This window comes from Mesorhizobium sp. M7D.F.Ca.US.004.01.2.1 (genome assembly GCF_003997785.1).
Lineage (GTDB): Bacteria > Pseudomonadota > Alphaproteobacteria > Rhizobiales > Rhizobiaceae > Mesorhizobium > Mesorhizobium loti.
On the sequence record NZ_RZRQ01000075.1, the window covers coordinates 1 to 21,807 of the forward strand.

Consider the following 21,807-nt stretch of genomic DNA (forward strand, 5'->3'; position numbering starts at 1 on the left):
ATGGAATACGTCCATTCCGAAAACCGCTGGTTGACCTCGGCTTGATATTCTGAGGGGTTCTGCTGATAATTCTTGTCGTTGGCGCTCGGGTTGAGCAGGTACTGGGTCGTCTGGTCTTTCGGCAGGAGCGTCACCGCCGAAGCGGCCGCCATGAAGGCCGACATGTCGAAGGCATAGGAGGTGAAGCGTATGACGGAGAGATCGCCAGTCAGCGTTTTGCGATGGATGACGCCGTCATTCATCATCAGCACCTTTTCGCCGCCGCGTTCGACGATGCTGCCGGTCTTGGCGTAGTAGACGAGGTTGACGCCTTCTTCGCGCGAATCGGCGACGAAAATGCCGCCCAGCCGATTGTCGGGAAGCCGCTCGCCGATCTGCAGGAACAGCCCGTCCTCGATCTTGCGGAAGGTGCCTTCCTGGATGATCAGCGACAACAGATCCGCGCGTGACGACGCCACCAGGGCCCGGTTCTTCTGCCGGGCATAGGGATCGATGCCGTTGTCGACGGCAAAGGAGAAGACCGCGGCCGCCAGCGCCAAAAGCATGATCGGCCGCACGATGGTCCAGCGCGAGGCGCCCGCCGCGTTGACGACGGCGAGTTCGGAATCCGAATTCATGGCACTGAGCGTCTGCGCGACCGCCACCACCAGCGCAAAAGGGACGACGATCGGGATGATGGACGGAAGAATGAGGGCGGCGACCTCGAAGAAGGTCAGCGCCGACTGGCCGCTGTCGGTGACTAGGTCGATCTTTGCCAGCACCTGCGTCGTCCACACGATGGCCAGCGTCCAGACAAGCGCGGCCATGAAGACCACGAAAGCGCGGCGCATGATGTAGCGTTCAACGACCTTCATGAAGGCTTTTCTCGATTTTCTCGAACGGCATCATGCCACCGCACAAGGGTAGCTGTCCGGCAGCGCCTGCACAACTGGCTCCAACAGATGGTCGATCCGGTTCCCGTTCCAAGTCACCCGCCCCGGCGGGCCGGAGTGTCGGCTGGAATGGATAAGAAAGGGAGAACATCGATGGTTAACAACAGGTTGCGGCAAAAAGCGGGGCCGTGCCGCGAAGAATCACCATCGATTCCATCGGTGATATGGGGTGCGAATTTGGCAATGTCTTGCCAAATGCCGGAAAACGACCAAATGTCGCGCATCGTTTCGAACCACTTCCCCAAAAGCCGCGCATTCCCCGAAAGCAGGACATGATGAGCCAAAGACCGTCGATCGCATTCGCTAAATTTTCCGCACCCCAGACCGCGGCGAACAAGAAGGGCACAGCCTTCGTGCTGTTGGCGGATGAGGGTGGCCTGAGCGACGCCGCCAAGGCTTGCGATCCCGGCAAGACACTGGAGCGGGCCTTTCCGGTGGCCGAGTTCACCGGCAAGTTCGCCAGCGTGGTGGAGGTTCTGGCGCCGCAGGAAGCGTCGCTTGACAGGCTGGTGGCGATAGGCGCCGGCAAGGTGTCGGGGCTCGACGACTATGCGTGGCTGAAGCTTGGCGGCACCATTGCCGCGTCGCTGCGCAAGGCGACTGATGTGGCGGTGGTGCTCGATCTCGCCGGCGCGTCGCCAAGTGGCAAGGATGCGGCGAGCCTTGCAGCGGGAATTCTTCTGCGCAGCTATTCTTTCGACAAATACAAGACCAGGAAGGACAAGGACGACGGCAAGGCAGAGCCGAAAAAGCCGGTCAAGGTGACCATTCACACGGCAGATCCAGCCGCGGCGAAAAAAGCCTTCACCGACGCCGAGGCGGTGATCGACGGCGTCCTTCTGGCGCGCGACCTCGTCAATGAACCGGCAAACGTGCTCGGGCCGGTCGAGTTCGCCGCCCGCGCCAAGGAACTCGAGGCGCTCGGCGTCAAGGTCGAGATCCTCGCCGAGAAGGAGATGAAGAAGCTCGGCATGGGCTCGCTGCTCGGTGTCGCGCAAGGCTCGCCGCGCGGCGCCCGCATGGCGATCATGCAGTGGAACGGCGGCAAGCCAAAGGACAGCCCGGTTGCCTTCGTCGGCAAGGGCGTCACCTTTGACACCGGCGGCAATTCGATAAAGCCGGCCTCGGGCATGGAGGACATGAAGGGCGACATGGGTGGTGCGGCCGCGGTCACCGGCCTGATGCATGCGCTGGCTGCGCGCAAGGCGAAAGCCAATGTCGTCGGCGTCATCGGCCTGGTCGAAAACGCCGTCGACGGCCACGCTCAGCGCCCCGGCGACATCGTCACCTCGATGTCGGGCCAGACCATCGAGGTGCTCAACACCGATGCGGAAGGCCGCCTCGTGCTGGCCGATGCGCTGTGGTACTGCAACGACCGCTTCCAGCCGAAATTCATGGTCAATCTGGCAACGCTGACCGGCGCCGTCATGGTCGCGCTCGGCCAGCACTATGCCGGCCTGTTTTCCAACAATGACGAACTGTCCGAAAAGCTGACGGCGGCGGGGCAGGCAACGCAGGAGCGGCTGTGGCGCATGCCGCTCGGCGCCGAATACGACAAGCTGATCGATTCCAAGAATGCCGACATGAAGAACATCGGCGGCCGCTATGGCGGCGCCATTATCGCCGCGCAATTCCTGCAGCGCTTCGTCAAGGACACGCCTTGGGCGCATCTCGACATTGCCGGCACCGCGATGGGCTCGCCGTCGAACGAGATCAACCAATCCTGGGGTTCGGGTTTCGGCGTCAGGCTGCTCGACCGGCTGGTGCGCGACAATTATGAGCAATGAGCGGATTCAATCACTATAGACTGAAGCGATGGCACTATAGACTGAAGCGATGGCCGACGTCCTGTTCTACCACCTGACCGAATCGACGCTGGAGGATGCGCTGCCAGGCCTCCTGGAGCGCAGCGTCGACCGTGGCTGGCGCGCCGTGGTGCAGACCGGCACCGAGGAACGCCGCGATGCGCTCGACCAGCATCTTTGGACCTTCCGCGACGATTCGTTCCTCGCGCACGCCACCGACCGTGAGGCTTATCCCGGTGAACAGCCGATCCTGTTGACCACCGGTGACGGCAATCCCAACCAGGCCAAGATAAGGTTCCTCGTTGACGGCGCTGTGCCGCCTGATCTTGGTGGCTACGAGCGTGCCGTCTTCCTGTTCGACGGCCACGACGCCGCGCAGGTCGAGGCGGCGCGGGGGCATTGGAAGGTGATGAAGGACGCCGGCCATGCCGTCACCTACTGGCAGCAGACGCCAGACCGCCGCTGGGAGCGCAAGGCCTAGTGCATGTCGCCCAAAAGTGACTTCGTTTTGGGGAACGAGATGCGCAAAAACAAAACCTAAAGCGGGTCGCCTGAAACCGCTCAGACGCGACACGCTTTAGGCCAGCCGCCTGTCGCAGACACAGTCTACAGCTTTGCCTTGACCCGGTTCTGTTTCCTGGTGACGTAGTCGCCGTATTTCAATCTCTCGAAAACGTACCAGTCGCCATCCGGAGCCTTGCGCTGGTAGATCACCTTGCCAGCCTGGCGATGCTCGAAGCAGGTCATCGAGCCCTTCACGCCCCAGGAACCGTGCCATTGTGCGCGCCAGCACAACTTGCCGCCGCCGGGGATGAACCACAACCCGTCGCCATAGCCCGGCTTGCCTTTGTCGTTGGTCCAGGCGTCGAACTGCCGCTGCTTGACGGCAAAGAACCCGGCGCCCTTCTTGCCCCACAGCCAGGAATGGTTTTGATAGATCTGGTAGACGCCTTCGTCAGGAACCACGGCCGCCTTTTGCGCCTGCTCGGCGATTTTCGTCGCCGTCTTGGCTGTCGCAGGAACCTGGAAGGCAAGAACAAGAACGGAGCAGGCGAATGCCGCTCCGAGACAATTTTCCACCACTCGTTTCACGAAACTTCTCCACAGACTGATTTACGCCACGCCTCAACCATCATCCCGAACCGCCGGTTCGGGATGGGTCACCGTCAAACAAGGAAATTGGAGATCCATCCCGATCGCGTCGGGATGGCACGATGCGCCTAAGGCAGGACGTGCTGGGTCACCCTCCAGTCGGGCAGACCATAGCCACCCAGCCACGGCCACACTTCCTTCTGGTTGAAGTAGACGACCGAAGTCAGCGCCGGAAACTCCGCATAGGACTTGCGCGAATCCTCTTGCCACTTCGAGACATAGTCCTGCTTTCCGACATAGCCGAGTTCCGCCACCACGATCGGCTTGTTGAAACCCGCGACGCGATCATAGCCGGGCTTGAGCGTCTCTGCGAAGTTACGGTCCCGACCGGTCTCATCATTGTCCTTCTTCTGGAGGCCGAACACCGACAACCCGATCACATCGACGTAATTGTCTCCGGGATAGTACTTTTCCAAGCCTTCCGCGCCCTTTGGCGACCACATGTATTTGGCCGCGGGAGCGACCTTGCGGCAGACATCGACTTCGCGCTGGTAGGCGGCGATCCAGTCCTTGGGGGCCCAGTTGGCCCAGGTGAAGCGGCCGTTGGTGTCTTCCATTTCCTGCGCCCAGCGAATGGTCACCGGGCTCTTCATCTGTCCCACCAGGCCGCAAATTGCCTGCATGTTGGCGTCATATTTGCCGCTCAAAATGCCGTCGCGCAATTCGGGCGGGGTGATGCGCCAATCCTTCGACCAGGTCCATGGCTCGATGGTGATCAAAAGCGAACGGCCACGCTGCTGCGCATAGGCGTCGGCCAGCGGAAGCGTCGAGAGGTCAACGTCCTCCCAAGGCAAGAACAGCTCCTCAATGGAGGCAGTCTTGTCGGCGCTGAAATCACCATAGGGGTCATAGGAGCCGAACACCGAAGCGGCGGAGCTCGTCTTCACAGGGTCCGTCCCCGCGGGAGAGCCTGCTGCCGCCGGAAAAGCAAGACTTGCGCCCAGGATGAGTGCTGACGCGGCTGTAGTTGCTGTGAAGTATTTCATAGTCGACCTCCCATCGCCTCAATCTCCAGCGGAGCTTGAAACTTCGCCATGTCGTTTCGACAGCGATCGATACGACAAACCCAAATTCATCGAGCCTATCGACGTGATCTGTGGGGTTTCAGAGCGACTGTGGACTGGCGTGCTTGCGCAAGGCCATCCATCAAGTGGTCTCCCGAGGCGCCGGTACGATGGAAGCCTACGGGAGAAAGTTCGCCGCGATACTCACAAATTCGCGCCAACATTCCCGATGCATTATCCAGTCCTAATATAAGAGCTTATGCATGCCGCGAGTCAAGCGCAATTAACGGATACTTAACCTAGTTGTTGCCAGCATGGTTAACGAGTGGGGTCGATCGGGTCCAGGTTGTCTGTTGGCTTGCTGCTGAGGATAGAGATCCAGCAACCCGTGTCCCAGGTGAAGGTCTGACCGCACGCATTCAAAACGCCGTCGATTCAAAGTGTTAGGTTAACCAGTTCTCAAGAGTCTTGGTTAACGAACGCTTAATTCTGTTGACTCTGTTTGAGCGCGAGCTGATTCTGTCCGGTGGTTGAAGGCTGTGTGCCATCGTTCGGCCACAGCCCGAACAGGCGGCGGGTAGTAGTATGAGTGATTCTGCGCAAGCCGGCGTCGTCGGCAATATGATGTCATCGCGCCGGTCGAAGACTGCCGGACCCATGCCGGCGGGCGAGGCGCCTTTTCTGGTGCCGGCCTTGTCGCCAGCTCAACAACGGGTTTGGGCGCTGGGCTTGGTTCTATGGCTCTTCACCCTCATAATTTTCTGGGTCTGGTGGTTGCAGCCCGACCACATCGAGCACGTGGTCCCTTATATTTTCGTGACGCTTACTTTCGTGTGGCTGACGCTGATGCCACTCTTTTTCTTCCCCAATGTGCATGCGTCGAAAAAACCGTCCAAGCTGCGCACGGTCCCACAGGGATCGCGAGTCGCCATGGTGGTAACCAAGGCACCGTCCGAGCCGTTCGTCGTGATCGAGCGCACGCTGGAGGCGATGCTCGCGCAGGACTATCCGCATGACACCTGGCTGGCCGACGAAGATCCTTCCGAGGAGACTGTTCACTGGTGCGAAGCCCACAATGTGCTGATTTCTACGCGCCGCGGGCGCGACGACTATCATCGCAAGACATGGCCGCGCAGGACCCGCTGCAAGGAAGGCAATTTAGCCTTTTTCTACGACCACTACGGCTATCAGCGCTACGACTTCGTCGCCCAGCTGGACGCCGACCATGTGCCGACGCCGAGCTATCTCAGGGAAATCCTCTATCCCTTCGCCGACCCTGCGGTGGGCTATGTTTCGGCGCCGAGCATTTGCGACATGAACGCCGACGAAAGCTGGGCCGCGCGGGGCCGGCTGTTTCCTGAGGGAATGCTCCACGGGCCGCTGCAGTCCTGCTATACCAACAATGGGACGCCGCTCTGCATCGGTTCGCACTATGCGGTGCGAACTCAAGCGCTGATGCAGGCGGGCGGTCTTGGCCCGGAACTGGCCGAGGATCACTCGACAACCATGCTGTTGATCGCAGCCGGATGGCGCGGCGTGCACGCAATTGATGCCATCGCGCATGGCGACGGACCTCAGAGTTTTGCCGATTTTGTCACACAGGAATTCCAGTGGTCGCGCAGCCTGGTGACCATCATGCTCGAATACTCGCCGACCTACCTGCCGAGGATGACGGCGCAGGCGAAATTCCAGTTCCTGTTCCGCCAGCTCTGGTATCCGCTGTTGGCTGGGTTTTCCCTCCTGATGTATGCCATGCCGATATACGCGCTTCTTTCTGGCGAGACGTTCGCCAATGTGACGTATGTCGACTTCCTCATCCACTATGGGCCGAATGCGGCATCTCTGATCGTGCTGGTGATGTTGCTGAAGGCCTTTGGTCTGTCGCGCCCGCTCACCGCCAAGACGATCAGCTGGGAAGGAACGCTGGTCGCTTTCCTGGCGCGCTGGCCGTGGGTCCTGGCAGGCACGCTCTCGGCGGTCCGCGACCATATTACGAAGTCGTTCATCGATTTCCGAGTTACGCCAAAGGGCAGCGGTCCGAAAAACCTTCTGCCCACCCGCGTCGTTGCTCCCTATGTGGTGCTTGCGGTCGGTGCATCATTGCCGGTTCTTCTTGTCGACCACCCTGCGAACGCCGCCGGCTTCTACTGGTTCGCCGCTTTCAATGCGTTCTTTTATGGATTGCTCGTCGCCGTAATTGTCGCAAGGCACGTCATCGAGAACAAGATCCCGCTGCGCGCCAATGTCGCCAAATATGCCCTGCACACCTCACTCGCCGTGCTCGCGCTGTCGGCTCCGGCCGCCGCATTCTATGACCGCGGATTGCAAGGCATTTATGGGCTGCAGCAGGGCGCGGGCCATCTGCGCATTGTCAGGGTAATCTTTCCGGTTTCCGGCGCCGGCCAGGGCGGGCTCGGAAACTATACGGTGCATTTCGACCCCAGTTGGGATGCAAGCCGCTGACGCCTCGAGAATCGGCCTCGGGACAGCTACGAGGCAGTTTCCCGCCCACGGCTCTCTTCTTCCACAACGACGACTATTGAGGCTCCAAAGCGCGTCGCGCCAAAACCCGTCGCGCGTCCTCGTGCGACATCCGTGAGATCGATCGCAATTTAATAAAATCCAGCGCAAGGCGGAAAGACGGCGCTCACTACGCCGTTTGCCTGAATTTTAATAAGCTTAGTCTAATATTGTGCAATGGAAAAGGAAGTTCACACGGCGTGGAAAACGCTCAGCACAAAATATGCCGCGGTGTGCCTTTGCCTATAGTCTGCAACAGGGGATTGGTGATGAACAAGTTCATTGAAGGCCCAGTTAATATCGGCAGGAAGTGCATCTACACTATTGCCGCAGCCGCGTTGATCTCCATGGTCGCGGGTGCTCAGGGCGCTAATGCGGCCGAGACCGGACAGATTCGCGGCGAACCTGCGGTCCACAAGCTCGGCCACAAGATTCACTATCTCAAAAACAAGCGAGACCTTCACCGCAAGCCGGTCGTGCGCATGACCAGCGTGACCCGCACCAATGCGCTGGCCTATGCGGCCTTTATCCAGCCGCCGCGCCTCGGCAAGCCGGCGCTTCTGAAGGTTTCCTACACCCTTGGCGACGCCGGTCCGCTGCTGGGCCGCTCGCCATGGCTCTGCAGCCCGAGTGGCTTTGGCCAACGCTCGAGCTGCCGTTCGCGATACTGATCTTCGGCGGGGGCGAGTCGAGGGCGAGAGGTTGGCGCAGGCTCTGCCCGCTACCTCTTGCCCTCCGGAGGCCCTGTTCGGCAATATCCAGTCGTGGAAGGAAGTCCCGTCCTGCGGAAAGCCGGGCGAGCCTCGCCACCTTCAGCCTACGACCTTGTCGTCACGGTCCAGAAGCAGCTTTGCGAGGTCACCGGCCGGTGCGCCGCCAGCCGTCGCCATCATTTTCACCGGGTGCCGGTTGCGGCCGCGCGACATAGGCCGACGACCCGTTCGCTTCGTGATAGACGCGCGCCAGCATTTCCGCCAGCACACCCGACGTCACCATCTGCACGCCGGCGATGAGCAGGAAGAAGCCGGTGAACAGCATCGGGCGCGTTCCGATGTCTTGACCGAAAAACAGCTTCAGACCAAACAGATAGGCAAGGATCAGGGACCCCAACGCGCCCAGCACGATGCCGATGCCACCGAAGAAATGACCGGGCCGCGTGCGGTAGCGCATGAAGAAATACATGAAGACCAGGTCGAGCACGACCCTGAAGGTGCGCGAAATGCCGTATTTCGACTGGCCGTGGATGCGAGCATGATGCGTCACCACCTCCTGCGCAATGCGTCTCGGGGTCGTCACCGTGGCCAGCCATGCCGGGATGAAGCGGTGCATCTCACCATAAAGCTTGACGCTGCGGATGACGTTGCCGCGATAGACCTTGAGGCTGCAGCCATAATCCTTGAGGCGCACGCCGGTGACGCGCGCGATCAGCGCATTGGCGATGCGCGAGGGCAGCCTGCGCATGAAAAAACCTTCCTGGCGGTCCTTGCGCCAGCCGACCACCAGGTCGAGATCTTCGCTCAGCAGGCGGTAGACCATGCGCGGGATGTCGTAGGGATCATTTTGCAGATCGCCGTCGATCGTGGCGATGACGTCGCCGCGCGCTGCGTCGATGCCGGCCTGCATCGCGGCGGTCTGCTTGTAGTTGCGCACAAGCTCGACCGCATGCACATGCGGACCGTAATGCGCTGCCAGGCGCCGGATCTCGCTCACCGTCGCGTCGGTGCTGCCGTCATCGACCAGCACGACTTCCCACGGTTGGTCGTAGCGTTCCATTGCCTGGTGAATCCGTGCCAGCAGCGGCTCGACGTTTTCGGCCTCGTTGTACATGGGCACGACGATCGACAGCGTATGGTCCGGCATCACCGCGCCGTCAGGCAGTCCAGAAGCGGGGATAGGCAATACGTTCATAGCGATGACTTCCTTGCAGAGCCGACGGCCGGGTTCCCCGGCAGCGTCGATTTCGAGGGAAACAGCCAGGCGATCGCGCCCGTGGCGATAGCCGAGCAAAAGATGAACAGGTGCAGCGCCAGCGCCGCCTGCAGGCCTGCCTTCATGTCGATGCCGGAGGTGAGCAGCGCGGCTGCCGCTCCCGCTTCATAGGTGCCGAAGCCGGCGACGCCTTGCACCGGCAGGATTGCGGCGCCTTCGGCCCCGACGACGCCCGGAAAGGCGGTCGAAAAGGATGTTCCCAGCAGCATTGCCAACAACCATCCTTGTACAGCGAGCTTCAGCGACCAGTTGGCGATCGTCCACCACCAGCCGTAGCGCGAGCGCCCGGTCGCTTCGGTGAAGACATCGCGCAGCGTGCCGAGCTTCGCCACGATCTTGCCGCGGCCGGCCCAGTCATGCGGCGCGCGCGCCCAGCGCGGCAGATACCAGGCGGCGGCGATCAAGGCGGCCACGCCCGCGATCCTTATCGCCGGATGCAAGCCCGGCCACACCGCCAGGGCCAGCACGCCAACGACGAAGGCATCCTGCAGCCTGAACCACAGCAGCGAGGCGCTGGCGCGCATGATCGGTATGCCGAAGACCTGGCGCAGGAGCAGGGGAAAGGCCGTCTCGCCGCCACGGAAGGGGACGACGTTGATCATCGCATTGTGGATCAGAATGACGCGCAGGCAAGCGCCGAAACGGCCGTGCACCTCGTCGCGGAACTCGTCGCAGACACGCAGCGCACGCAAGACATAGGTGACGAAAAACGCGATCGTCGCCACCGCGAATACGCCGGGCGTTATGCGGGCGAAGGCGTCGCCGACCATCCGCCAGCGCGAGTCGCTGGCGAGCCAAGCCAGCAGGGCCAGCGTCACGATTATCGAAATCGTTCGCTTCAACAATTCCTCCTGAGTTCCGTCGGTCCCGGCGTGCTGTATCTCAAGATCCACGGCATTGGTAGCGGATCGGGTCGCCTGGTCGACCGCATTGCCTGGGTTGCGCGGGAGAGGCTGTCCGCGCAACCGCCGGCGGCGGCCGCATTTCCGGCCTTTGCCTAATCTCTGGCTCCATCAAGGGCTGCTGATTTTATAGATCAGCAGTTTATCCGAATCCACGAGCTTGGTCCCGATCTTGTCGAGATAATCGATCACCCCGGCATGGTGCTCGACGAATAGCTGATTGTTGTCGTCTTCGGCATTCTTTGTGGCGCCGAGGAAGTCCGCGCCCTCGGCGCGCAACTCCTCGATCTGCGCGATCGCGGTAGCGTCGTCCTTGACGAACATTGCCCAGTTGAAGTCACCGCCGCCCGGAGGAAATACCCAGCCGCGCATCCTACTGTAGTAGACGGCAACGGGATCCCCCACATCCGGAGCAACGGCGATGACCAGGTCGCCTGGCTTGGCGAGCCGCGCCAGCTCCTCGCCAAGCAGCTTGCCGTTCATGGCGATCGGCGCCTTCATTGTCTTCACCAGCGGACATGTCGACCAGACGAGTACCACGGCCGCGATGCAGACCGAGCGCAGGACGACCATCGGCGACCACGTCATCCCGGATGCGAGCGTCGCCAGCACAAGCGCGCCGCGAGCGCAGAACATGGCGAACGGCACATGGAAGATATGGTAGTTCCACGGGTTGCTGGTGATTTCACGCGCTGCAGCAACATAGACCACCAGAGCGCCCGCCAGCCAAACGTAGGGGATAGCTGAAAGAATGCGCTCCTGGGATCCGGTGCTTGGCCTTGGCGGCAGCCAGAATCCGATCACGATCAGGATCATGATCGGATAACCGTAGAACCACCATACCGATTTGTTCCAAACGGAATTCAAGTAGAAATAGTTGTCAAAAAAAGTCCAGAAGCCGCTGTCCCAGATATATCCGAAACCAGCGGTATGATACGGTGGATATGTCCGGCCAAGATGTATCGCCCAGCTAAAATAGGCAGCGATGACAGCGAGGCTGAGAAGTCCACTCACCGACGTCCGTATTGCCGGTCTGTATCGCTTCTGTAAGATCCAGCAGGCCACCAGATAGAAGATGACGGAGCCGGCGGCGATGCCCGGGGGCTTTGCTAGCACACCAAACGTGAAGCTGAGCGTGGCCAACAGGAGCAGCCGCTCGTTGCCGCCTACCCAGTATTTCACGAACAGCCAGATGCCGAGCGTCACCAACGCCAGCATCGAGGGCTCCGGGAGAAACGAGCTGTCGATCATGATCGTCGCAGGCATCAGCGCATAGGCGAGCGCCGCCACATGGGCGTGCGTTTCGCCCCAGCAAAGCGCTGTCAGCCTGTGCAGCGAAAACACCGTCACCAGGCCGAAGAGGGCCGCAATCATGCGGCCGAACCAGTCGTGCCAGCCGAAGAGTTGGTAGAGCAGGGCGGTCAGATAACTGACGATCTGGAACTCGCGGCCCTGATAGCTTGGCCCGGGTCCGGTCCAGCTGACCTCCGGGAAGAAGATGTTCCAGCTGCGCTGCTGGAAATTGTCGGCCATCATTGCCGTGCTTGTCTCGCGCCAGCTGAAGGCATCGACCAGCGGCAAGGTGATGTCGTGGAACCGGAACATGCCTGCGATGAACAGGATCCCCAGCAAGATCGCCGTGTTGGGGCTCAGGTAGTTGCGCGCAGCCGTGTCCCGGTCGGTCGACTGCTGCAGGTATTGCCGACCTTCGGCCTGATTCAATTCCGGGTCGTCCGTCATTTGAAACCGCGTCCCGCCTGATGTCTGCGCATGCTGCTTTTGCGCGCGATTGTCAGGGTTGGAGGAATATACGACGCAATTCTTAATTTTGACGACTGCAGGCTGCGCGCGTGTCTCGAATAGTTGTCGTCTGTCTGCTTCGCAAAGGTTGACATCATCGTTCTCGCGACTGTTAAATAGTTCGCCTGGCTGTCAAAGCGCTGATAGCGCTGCCTTGAGCCAAACAGACATGCGAACGCCAATTGTGCCGACAGCTCTAACCAGATTGCCCCCACCCAGATTGCCACCCCTTGGTGTCGACCGTCGGCGATGCAAGGAACGTCGTCGGTTCGCAAGTTGCACGCAACTTCTGTTTATCCTGGCCCTTTGCGGCCAGATGGCTCTTCCAGGAACGGCGCACGCGGCTGCCGCCAAAGACAGCGCACCTGCGGAAGCAAACACCGCCAATGTTCCAACTGCCTATGAGCTGCAGCTTCTTTATGCCGACCGAACATGGGTATGGAAGAATGGAGCAGCCTATTTCGCGCAGGGCAATCGACGCCTCGAGGCCTGGACGTCCGGACAGGACACGGCATCCGTCGCGGAGGGCAGATGGCTGGTGACCAAAGAAGGCAAGATGTGCATGGAACTCGCCTGGCGATCGAAGGGTTACACTGGCAAGCAGAATCGCACCTGCTATAGCCACCGGATCCAGGGCGGGAGCATCGAGCAACGCAAGGATCCGGATGGGGAATGGTACAGTTTCAAGCGATCTCCCGAGGAGCCGTCCGACGAATACCGGAAATTCGAAGCAGGCGACACCAAGGGCGCGCAGTTCGAAGAGGCCCGCAAGCTGATCGATTCCAAGAATTAGTTCGTGTTTCAGCCGCGCTGAGACACGAATTGGCGAATCGCTTATAGTGACGCATCAAGCGGTTCGGCTGGAGCGGTCGGCGCGCCGATCGCTGACCGATCGCATTCAATTTTATCTGGCAGAACGACGAGACGATGGGCCCACCATACGGTTTTCATGAAATTTAATAATTAGTGATGTCTAATGTTCCTGCGTGATGTGCGAGTGGTTGCTCATGCGGCGTGGAAGCGACGACGGCATAGTATGTCGCAACGCGCCCTTGGCTTATACTTGATGACAAGGGACACATGATGAACAATTACGCAATGGGCGCGTTTCGCTCAAGCAAAAACATAGGATCTATTGTTGCAGCTGTAGCGATGAGCTTTATGGTTGCAGGTTGTCAGGGTATGGATGCGACCGAAACCAATTCGGTCCTCATCAAGCCTGTGGTCCACGCGGTCCGCAGTCAGCCCGTGGTCCAGCCGGTCCAAGCTGGATTCTTCGTGCATTCGCTCAGAGCCGAGCCGACACTCCAGATGACCAGCACAGTGCGGGCACCTGAACAAGATTACGCTTTTGCATCGCCGCAGCGGATCAAAGTCCGCGCGCCGGCGCCGGTGAAAGTCTCTTTCAATCCGGGAGATGGTGGCCCATTCCTAGGCGGATCGCCCTTTATCTGCAGCCCTAGCGGGTTTGGCCAGCGCGCGAGCTGCCGGCCCCGTTCTCTCTGATCTGTCGAGCGGCGATGGATGCTGCCGCCTCGGTTGGCGGCAGTTTCATTGGTTTCGTCTTCAGCCCAAAAAACGGGGCAGCCGTCCTGACGATCGTGTCGATGTCGGAAAGCTCCGGCACGAAGCCAAGTTGTTCGCGTGCGCTTCCGGGATCGGCGTAGAGCTCTGCTGGATCTCCCGGGCGCCGGCTCCTGAAGACGGCCGGAACCGATCTTGACGTCATTCGGCTGACCGCCTGGACAATCTCCTTGATGGACACCCCCCGCCCGGTACCGAGGTTGACAGCCAGGCTTTGTCCGCCGCGCTCGAGATGCATGAGGGCTTTCAGATGGGCGCGGGCCAGATCGCTGACATGGATATAATCCCTTACGCAGGTGCCGTCCGACGTGTCGTAGTCCGTGCCGAAAACCTCGATCTCGTCTATGATGCCTGATGCGGCCATGAGCACCCTGGGGACCAGATGCGTTTCCGGCGAATGCCACTCACCGAGCTCGCCGTCGGGATCGGCGCCACAAGCGTTGAAATAGCGCAGGATCGCGAATTTCATTCCGTATGCGGATGCATAGTCGCCGATGATCTGTTCGCCCATCAGCTTGGTGCGCCCGTAAGGGCTGATCGGATTCTGCGAGGAGGTTTCGCGAACGGGCAACGCTTCCGGCACGCCGTAGGTTGCGCAGCTGCTGGAGAAGATGATGTTCTCGATGGAACAAGCGCGCGCCGCATCGAGCACCGCGATGGTGCCTGTTACATTGGTCGAATAGTATTCGGCCGGTTCGCGAACGGACTCGCCGACATAGGCCAGCGCCGCAAAGTGGATCACTGCCGTCGGCCGGTACGTTTCCATCGCCCCCCGCAGTGCATCCCGATCCCGGATATCGCCAACGACAAGCGGACCCCAGGCAACGGACTTCGTGTTGCCGCGGCTCAGATTGTCGAAAACCACCGGCATATAACCGGCCGCGGCCAGCAGCTTGCAGGTGTGGCTGCCGATGAAGCCGGCCCCACCCGTCACCAGGATTGCCGCACGGGTCATGAAGCCGCGGCTCCTTTGGCCATGTGACTTCCGTAGAGCAGGGTGTCAAAATACTCGACGGTACGCGCGAGCCCCTGGCTCAAGCTGATTTTCGGCTCCCAACCGAGATTGGCCCTGGCAAAGGAGATGTCCGGCTTGCGCTGTCTGGGATCGTCGATCGGCAGCGGCCGATGCACGATCTTCGATCGGGCGTTGGTGTAATCGATGACCAGCGTCGCCAGTTCCATGATGGTGAATTCGCCGGGGTTGCCGAGATTGACCGGGTGCGCGGGCGCATTCGGCGCATTCATCAGCCGGACAAAGCCCTCGATCAGGTCGTCGGCATAGCAGAAGGAACGCGTCTGCAGGCCGTGGCCATAGACAGTCAGGTCTTTGCCGCGCAACGCCTGGACGATGAAGTTCGAAACCACGCGCCCGTCATCGGGCTGCATGCGGCGGCCGTAGGTGTTGAAAATGCGGGCAACGCGGATATCGAGGCCATAGGTTCTCGAATAGTCGAAGAACAGGGTTTCGGCCGAACGCTTGCCCTCGTCGTAGCAGGACCGCGGTCCGTGCGTATTGACGTTGCCGAAGTAGCTCTCGGGCTGTGGGTGAACGAAGGGGTCGCCATAGACTTCGGACGTCGAGGCCTGGAATATCTTGGCGTTGTTCTGTCGCGCGAGCTCCAGAAGGTTGAGCGAACCAAGCACGCTTGTCTTGAAGGTATGGATCGGGTCTGCCTGGTAGTGCGGCGGAGAGGCTGGGCAAGCGAGATTGTAGATCTCATCGCACTGAAGGCCCGAAGGCAGTGCATTGACGATATCGTGCTCGATGCACGTGAATCTCGGATTACGCAGAAGGGCACCGAGATTGTATCTCTTGCCGGTGTGGAAATTGTCGAGCGCGACAACGTCGTATCCGTCCCGCAAAAGACGTTCGCACAAATGCGATCCTAGAAATCCCGCGCCTCCGGCGACCAGGGCGCGGCTTCGGCTTTGGTTGGCGCCCCTTTGACTGCCGGATTCCAGCTTCAGAACCTTGACAAGCTTACCCATACTGACCTCGCACGCACCGCACACGCTACCGCCGAGCCGGGACAAAGCATTGCCCGGCCACGTCCTTGAGAACGTGGCAAACCTCCGCATCTGCGGAATCGCCATCACCGATGTGCGTTAATTGTTCTCTGGGTTCGAGGAACTGGTGCTACGACACGACTTAAGTGTTGCCGTTCAGCATTTCCTGCGCCCCGAAGCCGCGATCACACGCCTGGTGCCATCATCGTCGATTGCTCGCCCAAATTGCACATCCCAACGCATCGAAAATATACCTGTGGAAATCACAGTCAACTAAATTAGCAATTCCTTAATCATATCTGTTTGCGAATGGTTAATCATGAGGCCGGCCGAGGCCCACGAGGCTGAACCATGGGCGTCCAAGGGCAGATCATCATTGTGGATCAGTGTATTGAGGCGGCCGCTGAAAAATATGCAATCGGACGCAGCAAGCTGTTGCAAGGCAGAATCAAAGCTTGGCAGCGAGGAGCGCCAAGAATGAGCCGCGTGGCGCAATTCAGGGGCGCGCGTTCATTTCACAGTGGAATACCGGTCATTTTAGCAACGGCTTTTGAGCGCATAGGTGGAACCTTGTCTGCATCTTTGCACAGCCACGCTGCCAATCGGCTGGTTCCCGTACCCTGATCCACCTCCTGAATGGCTGCACCACTGGCCATCGCCTTTTGACCGTCGGGGCGCTATTGGCAAGGTCACGATATCCTGTGGTGATGTGAATGCGCTTTCTGTTTGTCCTGATCCTGCTTGCCGGCACCGGCATCGGTGTCATCTATCCCTGGGCGATGAGCAATTTCTCGGGCCATGGGATCGGCACCTGGCGGGTCTATGAGCAGGGCCGCTTCAAGCCGCTGACAGTGCCGCTCGCCGCCCGCGACGCACCGGTGCGGGTGCTGGTCGACCTGACCGCAAGAGCCGAGCGCATCGTTTCGCAGCAACGCACCGTGCTGACGCTGACCGCCGCCAGCAATGGCCGCACGGTGCTCGCCTCGACGCTGCAATTCAACCATTCCGACAACCCGCGCCAGGCAAGCCCGCAGCTGCCCGACAAGATCTTTCGCGACGAGGCCGGCGTGATCGCGACCGTCAGCCCGGGCCCCTATATCTTCACCGTCGGACCGGGCGATGCCGACGATATTCCGATGCGAGCTGTCGATCTCATCTTGCGCTCTGGTGTCGGCGAGATCGACAGCCGTGCACGGCCGGTCGGCTTCTCGCTGGTGGCGATCGGCTTGGTCGGGTTTTTGCTGACCCTGCGCTCTGGCGGCGGTCGGCCGAAAAACCCGAACGCGCAGCCGCCACCGCCGCGTTGGGGCAGGGGCTCCACGTGAACTACCGCCACGCCTATCATGCCGGGAATTTCGCCGACGTCGTCAAGCACGTCGTGCTGACGCGACTGCTCGACTATCTGAAGCAAAAGGACAAGGCGTTTCGGGTCATCGACACCCATGCCGGCATCGGCCGCTACGATCTGTCGTCGGTCGAAGCGCAGAAGACCGGTGAGTGGCAAGGCGGCATCGGCAGGCTGATCGATGCCCCGTTTGCCGCACCGGTGGCGGCACTGCTTGCGCCTTATCTGGAGACGGTGCGGTCGCTCAATCCCGAGGGTGGTATCCAGAAATATCCGGGCTCGCCGCTGATCGCGCGTCATCTCATGCGCAAGCAGGACCGGCTGACAGCGATCGAGCTGCACCCCAAGGATGTCGCGAAGCTGAGGACGCTCTTTGCCGGTGATTTCCAGGCCCGGATCATCGAACTCGATGGCTGGCTGGCGCTCGGCGCGCATCTGCCGCCGAAGGAAAAGCGCGGCCTGGTTCTCATCGATCCGCCATTCGAGGAGGCGGGTGAGTTCGAGCGCCTCGTCGACGGGCTCATGAGGGCGCACAAGCGGTGGCCCGGCGGCATCTATGCGCTGTGGTATCCGATCAAGGACCGCAAGGCGATCATCGCCTTCCGCAAGGCGCTGAAACAGTCCGGCATCCCGAAGCTGCTCGACATAGAATTCGAGATCAGGCCGGCCTCTTCGGAACCCAGCCTCGACGGCAGCGGCCTGCTGGTGGTCAACCCGCCATTCACGCTGGAGGGCGAGCTGCATGCATTGCTGCCGGCTTTGCACAGACTGCTTGCGGTGGGGAGGCCGGCGCACTGGTCGTTGGAATGGCTGGCAGGCGAGCAGGCTTGACGGGGGAGGGCTTCGGATCTCGCGACGCCAGGCGCGAAAAGGCCCGCGTTCCGGAAGGGTGAGGAAGGCGTGCTCTTCAACGACCCGGGCTCGCGCAAGACCGGCTTTGGCCAACGCAGTTCCCAACTGGGAAACCATTGTTTCCGCAACCGCTTGACCGCCGCCAAGCGAATCCGCACAGTGCGCGCAATCGACCTTGAGAGGCTGCCATGACTCGCTTTGCCAAATCCGCACTTGCCGCCCTGATTTCGCTCTGCACTCCGCTTGCCGCGCCTCTCGGCGTCACCCAGGCAGTGCAGGCGGCCGATCTTACAGTCTATTCCGATGAGGACAGCGGTGTCTGTGGCGAGGCCTGGGTGCTGAACAAGATCACCAGCCGCTTCTCCTACCAGGTGCATCACGTGCCGCATCTGCCGAACGTGCAGATCACCGATTTCCAGCGCATCCACCAGCACCGCTACCTGCCGGCCAACGACAGCTGGCCGATCGGCCGCCGCTACTGCGGCGCCACCGTCAGTCTCTCCGACGGCCGCGATCGCACCATCTGGTACCTGATCGAGGAAGGCCAGGGTTTTGCCTCGATCGGCGACAATGTCGAATTCTGCGTCTCGGGCTTCGACCGCTGGATGGTGTACAACGGCCGCTGCCGCGTCCTGCGCTAACCGGCTTTCCGTTCCTATCTCTTTTCGCGCCCGCGGCTTGATCGGCTGCGGGCGCTTTTCTGTACCGCGTTGACAGAAGGCTCGATCTGCCGCATAGCTATGAGACAGACCTGTCTCACTACTTGGTAAGCGTCATGACATCATCGCCTGGTTCCGACAAGCGTCAGCACGTCGTCGAAACGGCCTACACGCTGTTCAAGCGCGCAGGCTTCCATGCCACTGGAATCGACCGGATCATCGCCGAGGCCGAGGTGGCCAAGATGACGATGTATCGCCACTTCCCCAGCAAAGACGAGCTGATCGTCGAGGTGCTCGACTATCGTGCCAGGCGTTTTGAGAGCCAGCTCGACCGCCTCGCGCAGGAGGGCATCACGCCAGAGCAAAAAATCGGAAAAATCCTCGACTGGCATGAACGTTGGTTCCGCAGCCCGGATTTCCATGGCTGCCTGTTCGCGCATGCGCTGGCCGAGTTCGGTGATCCCCGGCATCCGGTGTTCAAGGCTGCCGCCAGGCAGAAGAACGGCCTCAAGCGGCGCATGCAGTCGATCCTCGAAGAGGTGATGCCGCGTGACCGCGCCGAGAGTGTGGCGACGGTGCTGCTGATGCTGATCGAAGGCGCGACCCTGGTTGCGCAGATGGGGCAGGCTGACACCGCTATTCGCGACGCCCGCAAGGCGGCCCTGGGCATCGTCGCTGCTTCGCGCAGGCCGCAATGAGCCCGTTGGTCATCGGGCTGGCGCTGTTTGCGGCGGTCCTGCACGCAACCTGGAACGCCTTCCTGCGGACCGGGGCCGACAGGTTGTGGACCGTCACCGTCATGAGCTTTTCCAGCACGGCGCTCGCCATTCCCTTCGCCGTCTTCCACACCCTTCCGGCCGCACCGGCCTGGTTCTATATCGTTCTCTCGGCCTGCCTGCAGGTCGGCTACAGCGTGTTTCTGGTGGCCGCCTACAGATATGGCGAACTGGGACAGGTCTATCCGATCGTTCGCGGGGGCGTGCCGCTGCTTGTCACGCTTGGCGGGTTCTTCCTGGCCAACCAGCAGCTCACCATGTCGCAGACCGTCGGCGTCGCGCTGGTCGCCGCCGGCATCATGGGTCTCTCGCTCGGAAGAGGCAGGGCCGCGACGACGTCGATACTCTATGCGCTGGCAACGGGAGCGATCATCGCCGCCTATGCGACCGTCGATGCGATCGGTGTTCGCACGGCGGGCAATGCCGGCGCCTACACCGCCTGGGTCCTGCTGATCTACGGCGCCTTGCTGCCGGCGACCTTCGTCGCCTGCCGTGGCCGGCTCATCGTCGACCTGCGGGCGCCGGAAACCTGGAAGGCGCTGGGCGGCGGCCTGTTCGCGCTTCTGGCCTACGGCGTCGTGGTCGCGGCCTTCGCGCTTGGACCGGCCGGCCCGATCACCGCGATCCGCGAAACCAGCGTCGTCTTCGCGGCCTTCATCGGGCGCCTGTTCCTGGGCGAGATGCTGACGCCACGGCGGGTCGGCGCTTGCGCCATCGTCGCGCTCGGCGCCATCTGCCTCGGCTATCAGCCGTGACGAAAATGCGCATCGCGAAGATCCTGAATTTTCGTGATGGCGCCGACAGGCAAACTGGCTAATCTGAACGCCCGAGAGCAACAGATCACTTTCGGGAGTCTTCATGGACCTTGCCACCATCCTTGCCTTCGCGGCTGCCTTCTTCGTGTTCGCTGCCAGCCCCGGACCGGACAACATGACGATCGTCGCGCGCACTATCTCCAGCGGTGCCGCCTCGGGTATCGCCTATGGCGCAGGCACGGTGGTTGGTATTCTCATCTTCCTGATCCTCGCCGCCTTCGGCCTGTCGATCATCGCCGCCAAGATGACGCTCGTCATGACGGTGCTTCGTTATGGCGGAGCGGCCTATCTGATCTGGATGGGCATCAGGCTGTGGACCGCCATGCCCGTCGTGCCGGAACTGCAACCCGTCTCCGGACGGCACGGGCTGCTGACGATTTTTGCCACCGGCATCGCGCTCAATCTCGGCAATCCGAAAATGCCTTTGTTCTACGTTGCGCTGCTGCCGAACGTCGTCGGCGCATCACTCAACGCTGGTCATCTCGGTGTGCTGATGATTGTGATCCTGACCGTCGAGGTCGTGGTGATCGGCGGCCATGTCATCCTTGCCGGTCGCGTCCGCAACCTGTTGCGCACACCGAAGATCGTGCGTCGCGTGAACCGCGCGGCGGGCGGTGTGATGATCGGTGCCGGCCTCGCCGTGGTCGCCACGCGCTGAGAAGTTTTGCGCAGTCGCCGCGCTATTTTCTGCGCGGCGGCGCCTCGGCCTGATCGAGGATTTTGCGCAAGAACGCCGCGTGGCCGCGGAACGCGCGCCGTCCGCTCGTCGTCGCCCTGACGCGCGTCAGCGGCCGCCGTCCGACGAACAGCTTTTCGATATCGACATAGCCGGCCCTGGCCAGCGTATCGAGATGCGCGCCGAGATTGCCGTCGGTGACATCCATGATGGCCTTCAACTGGCTGAAGTCCAGCGTTTGCCGCCTTTCCAGCATGTTCAGGGCGGCCATGATCCTGAGCCGCGTGCTCTGGTGGATGATTTCGTCGGCGCTCATCGGTCAGCTCCGATACGGCCGAGGTCGCTGCCGTGGGGCTCTGCAATCTTGAACGGCGACAGGGCCGCTTGATCCTGTGCGATCGACATTGAAGCACTCCTGCATTCCATGCAGAATACTCTGTGATGTAGAGTTGTCTGTCAATTCGCATGTAAGCGGGTGATGCGATTGTGCTTGACAAGGTGAAGCCGCGATCGGCCATCAGCTCGCAGTATAGATCGTCTGCTTGCACGAGATGATCGCACCGATGAAGCAGGGGTCATGATATGATCGGCCGAAGATCGATGCGCAAAGCTGCTGACTGATCTTCGGAGCTTCACGAGAGGAACGGTCCCGCAGGGTGTAGAGAATGTCGACGGTACACTCTAGGCAATGGTCGAAGATCAGCAGCGGATTTTTGCGACGATCAGCACGATCATGTGTGATCCGTAACCAAAATTTAAGCTGCAGAAATCAGTCTGTTGCTTCGCTGGCTAGCAAGCCGCGAGTCAGATATGCATGAGCGCGCCGGGTCATTACGGCCATCGGCACAACGGAAGGGGCATCGCATGGCTAAGCAGTCATCCAAAGCGCCGGCGTCCAAGGCACCGGCAAAGAAAGCACCCGTAAAAGCAGCGACGGCGAAGGTCGCAGCTGCAGTGAAGAAAGCAGCACCTGCTGCCAAGCCGAAGGC

At 60.9% G+C, this 21,807-nt stretch carries 20 protein-coding genes; 11 read left to right on the forward strand and 9 right to left on the reverse strand.

The genetic code is table 11. The features are described from left to right. On the reverse strand, positions 1-854 hold an 854-nt coding region (locus EN993_RS13280; RefSeq protein WP_127263550.1), incomplete at its 3' end, for an LptF/LptG family permease. Between the two features lie 353 nt (positions 855-1,207). Between EN993_RS13280 and EN993_RS13290 the strand changes: the two genes are divergently transcribed. Both EN993_RS13290 and EN993_RS13295 read left to right on the forward strand, forming a co-directional pair. Beyond that, on the forward strand, positions 1,208-2,719 hold the full coding sequence (locus EN993_RS13290) for a leucyl aminopeptidase (protein WP_127263554.1): 1,512 nt from the start codon (positions 1,208-1,210) through the stop codon (positions 2,717-2,719). 49 nt (positions 2,720-2,768) lie between these two features. Continuing rightward, the gene (locus tag EN993_RS13295) at positions 2,769-3,218 is read left to right on the forward strand and encodes a DNA polymerase III subunit chi (RefSeq protein ID WP_109662848.1); all 450 of its coding nucleotides are present in this window, start codon (positions 2,769-2,771) and stop codon (positions 3,216-3,218) included. A 125-nt stretch (positions 3,219-3,343) separates the two neighbouring features. On the opposite strand, the gene EN993_RS13300 is transcribed toward EN993_RS13295, so the two are convergent. Together EN993_RS13300 and EN993_RS13305 are read right to left on the reverse strand one after the other, a co-directional pair. Further along, positions 3,344-3,829, reverse strand: coding sequence for a DUF995 domain-containing protein (locus EN993_RS13300; protein ID WP_109662850.1), 486 nt, complete (start codon positions 3,827-3,829; stop codon positions 3,344-3,346). Positions 3,830-3,957: 128 nt separating this feature from the next. Then, positions 3,958-4,875, reverse strand: coding sequence for a glycoside hydrolase family 26 protein (locus EN993_RS13305; RefSeq protein WP_109662852.1), 918 nt, complete (start codon positions 4,873-4,875; stop codon positions 3,958-3,960). 675 nt (positions 4,876-5,550) lie between these two features. On the opposite strand from EN993_RS13305, the gene EN993_RS13310 reads away from it, so the two are divergent. Together EN993_RS13310 and EN993_RS13315 are read left to right on the forward strand one after the other, a co-directional pair. Then, positions 5,551-7,356 carry a cellulose synthase catalytic subunit gene (locus EN993_RS13310; protein ID WP_245468765.1) on the forward strand — a complete coding sequence of 602 codons (1,806 nt, stop codon included), beginning with the start codon at positions 5,551-5,553 and terminating at the stop codon, positions 7,354-7,356. Positions 7,357-7,682: 326 nt separating this feature from the next. Continuing rightward, positions 7,683-8,084, forward strand: coding sequence for a hypothetical protein (locus EN993_RS13315; protein WP_109662857.1), 402 nt, complete (start codon positions 7,683-7,685; stop codon positions 8,082-8,084). A gap of 187 nt (positions 8,085-8,271) precedes the next feature. On the opposite strand, the gene EN993_RS13320 is transcribed toward EN993_RS13315, so the two are convergent. The 3 genes from EN993_RS13320 to EN993_RS13330 form a co-directional block, all read right to left on the reverse strand. Further along, positions 8,272-9,273: a glycosyltransferase family 2 protein gene (locus tag EN993_RS13320; protein WP_245468770.1), complete on the reverse strand. Its 1,002-nt coding sequence runs from the start codon at positions 9,271-9,273 to the stop codon at positions 8,272-8,274. A gap of 44 nt (positions 9,274-9,317) precedes the next feature. Next, complete coding sequence (locus tag EN993_RS13325) at positions 9,318-10,244, reverse strand: lysylphosphatidylglycerol synthase domain-containing protein (RefSeq protein ID WP_109662861.1); 927 nt, start codon at positions 10,242-10,244, stop codon at positions 9,318-9,320. Between the two features lie 171 nt (positions 10,245-10,415). After that, complete coding sequence (locus tag EN993_RS13330) at positions 10,416-12,044, reverse strand: glycosyltransferase family 39 protein (RefSeq protein ID WP_109662863.1); 1,629 nt, start codon at positions 12,042-12,044, stop codon at positions 10,416-10,418. Between the two features lie 214 nt (positions 12,045-12,258). On the opposite strand from EN993_RS13330, the gene EN993_RS13335 reads away from it, so the two are divergent. Next, a complete protein-coding gene (locus EN993_RS13335) occupies positions 12,259-12,897 on the forward strand; it encodes a DUF995 domain-containing protein (RefSeq protein ID WP_245468766.1) in 639 nt (212 codons plus the stop codon). A 666-nt stretch (positions 12,898-13,563) separates the two neighbouring features. On the opposite strand, the gene galE is transcribed toward EN993_RS13335, so the two are convergent. Together galE and EN993_RS13350 are read right to left on the reverse strand one after the other, a co-directional pair. Further along, complete coding sequence (galE, locus tag EN993_RS13345) at positions 13,564-14,643, reverse strand: UDP-glucose 4-epimerase GalE (protein WP_127263560.1); 1,080 nt, start codon at positions 14,641-14,643, stop codon at positions 13,564-13,566. Then, positions 14,640-15,677, reverse strand: a complete 1,038-nt coding sequence (locus EN993_RS13350) for a UDP-glucuronic acid decarboxylase family protein (protein ID WP_127263562.1) — start codon at positions 15,675-15,677, stop codon at positions 14,640-14,642. Before EN993_RS13350 ends, galE begins: the two co-directional genes overlap by 4 nt. Before the next feature lie 731 nt (positions 15,678-16,408). Here EN993_RS13350 and EN993_RS13355 point away from each other — a divergent pair. From EN993_RS13355 to EN993_RS13380, 6 genes are all read left to right on the forward strand, one after another. After that, complete coding sequence (locus EN993_RS13355) at positions 16,409-17,020, forward strand: hypothetical protein (RefSeq protein WP_109662870.1); 612 nt, start codon at positions 16,409-16,411, stop codon at positions 17,018-17,020. Further along, positions 17,017-17,871, forward strand: coding sequence for a 23S rRNA (adenine(2030)-N(6))-methyltransferase RlmJ (locus EN993_RS13360; RefSeq protein ID WP_127263564.1), 855 nt, complete (start codon positions 17,017-17,019; stop codon positions 17,869-17,871). The genes EN993_RS13355 and EN993_RS13360 overlap by 4 nt, the downstream gene beginning before the upstream one ends. Before the next feature lie 209 nt (positions 17,872-18,080). Continuing rightward, positions 18,081-18,533: a hypothetical protein gene (locus EN993_RS13365; protein WP_127263566.1), complete on the forward strand. Its 453-nt coding sequence runs from the start codon at positions 18,081-18,083 to the stop codon at positions 18,531-18,533. Positions 18,534-18,667: 134 nt separating this feature from the next. Then, complete coding sequence (locus EN993_RS13370) at positions 18,668-19,249, forward strand: TetR/AcrR family transcriptional regulator (protein WP_127263568.1); 582 nt, start codon at positions 18,668-18,670, stop codon at positions 19,247-19,249. Next, the gene (locus tag EN993_RS13375) at positions 19,246-20,082 is read left to right on the forward strand and encodes a DMT family transporter (protein WP_127263570.1); all 837 of its coding nucleotides are present in this window, start codon (positions 19,246-19,248) and stop codon (positions 20,080-20,082) included. Before EN993_RS13370 ends, EN993_RS13375 begins: the two co-directional genes overlap by 4 nt. Positions 20,083-20,185: 103 nt before the next feature. Continuing rightward, the gene (locus EN993_RS13380; RefSeq protein ID WP_127263572.1) at positions 20,186-20,800 is read left to right on the forward strand and encodes a LysE family translocator; all 615 of its coding nucleotides are present in this window, start codon (positions 20,186-20,188) and stop codon (positions 20,798-20,800) included. 22 nt (positions 20,801-20,822) lie between these two features. On the opposite strand, the gene EN993_RS13385 is transcribed toward EN993_RS13380, so the two are convergent. Then, positions 20,823-21,134 (reverse strand): transcriptional regulator, encoded by a 312-nt coding sequence (locus EN993_RS13385; protein WP_109662882.1) that lies wholly within the window; start codon positions 21,132-21,134, stop codon positions 20,823-20,825. Positions 21,135-21,807 lie beyond the last annotated feature (673 nt).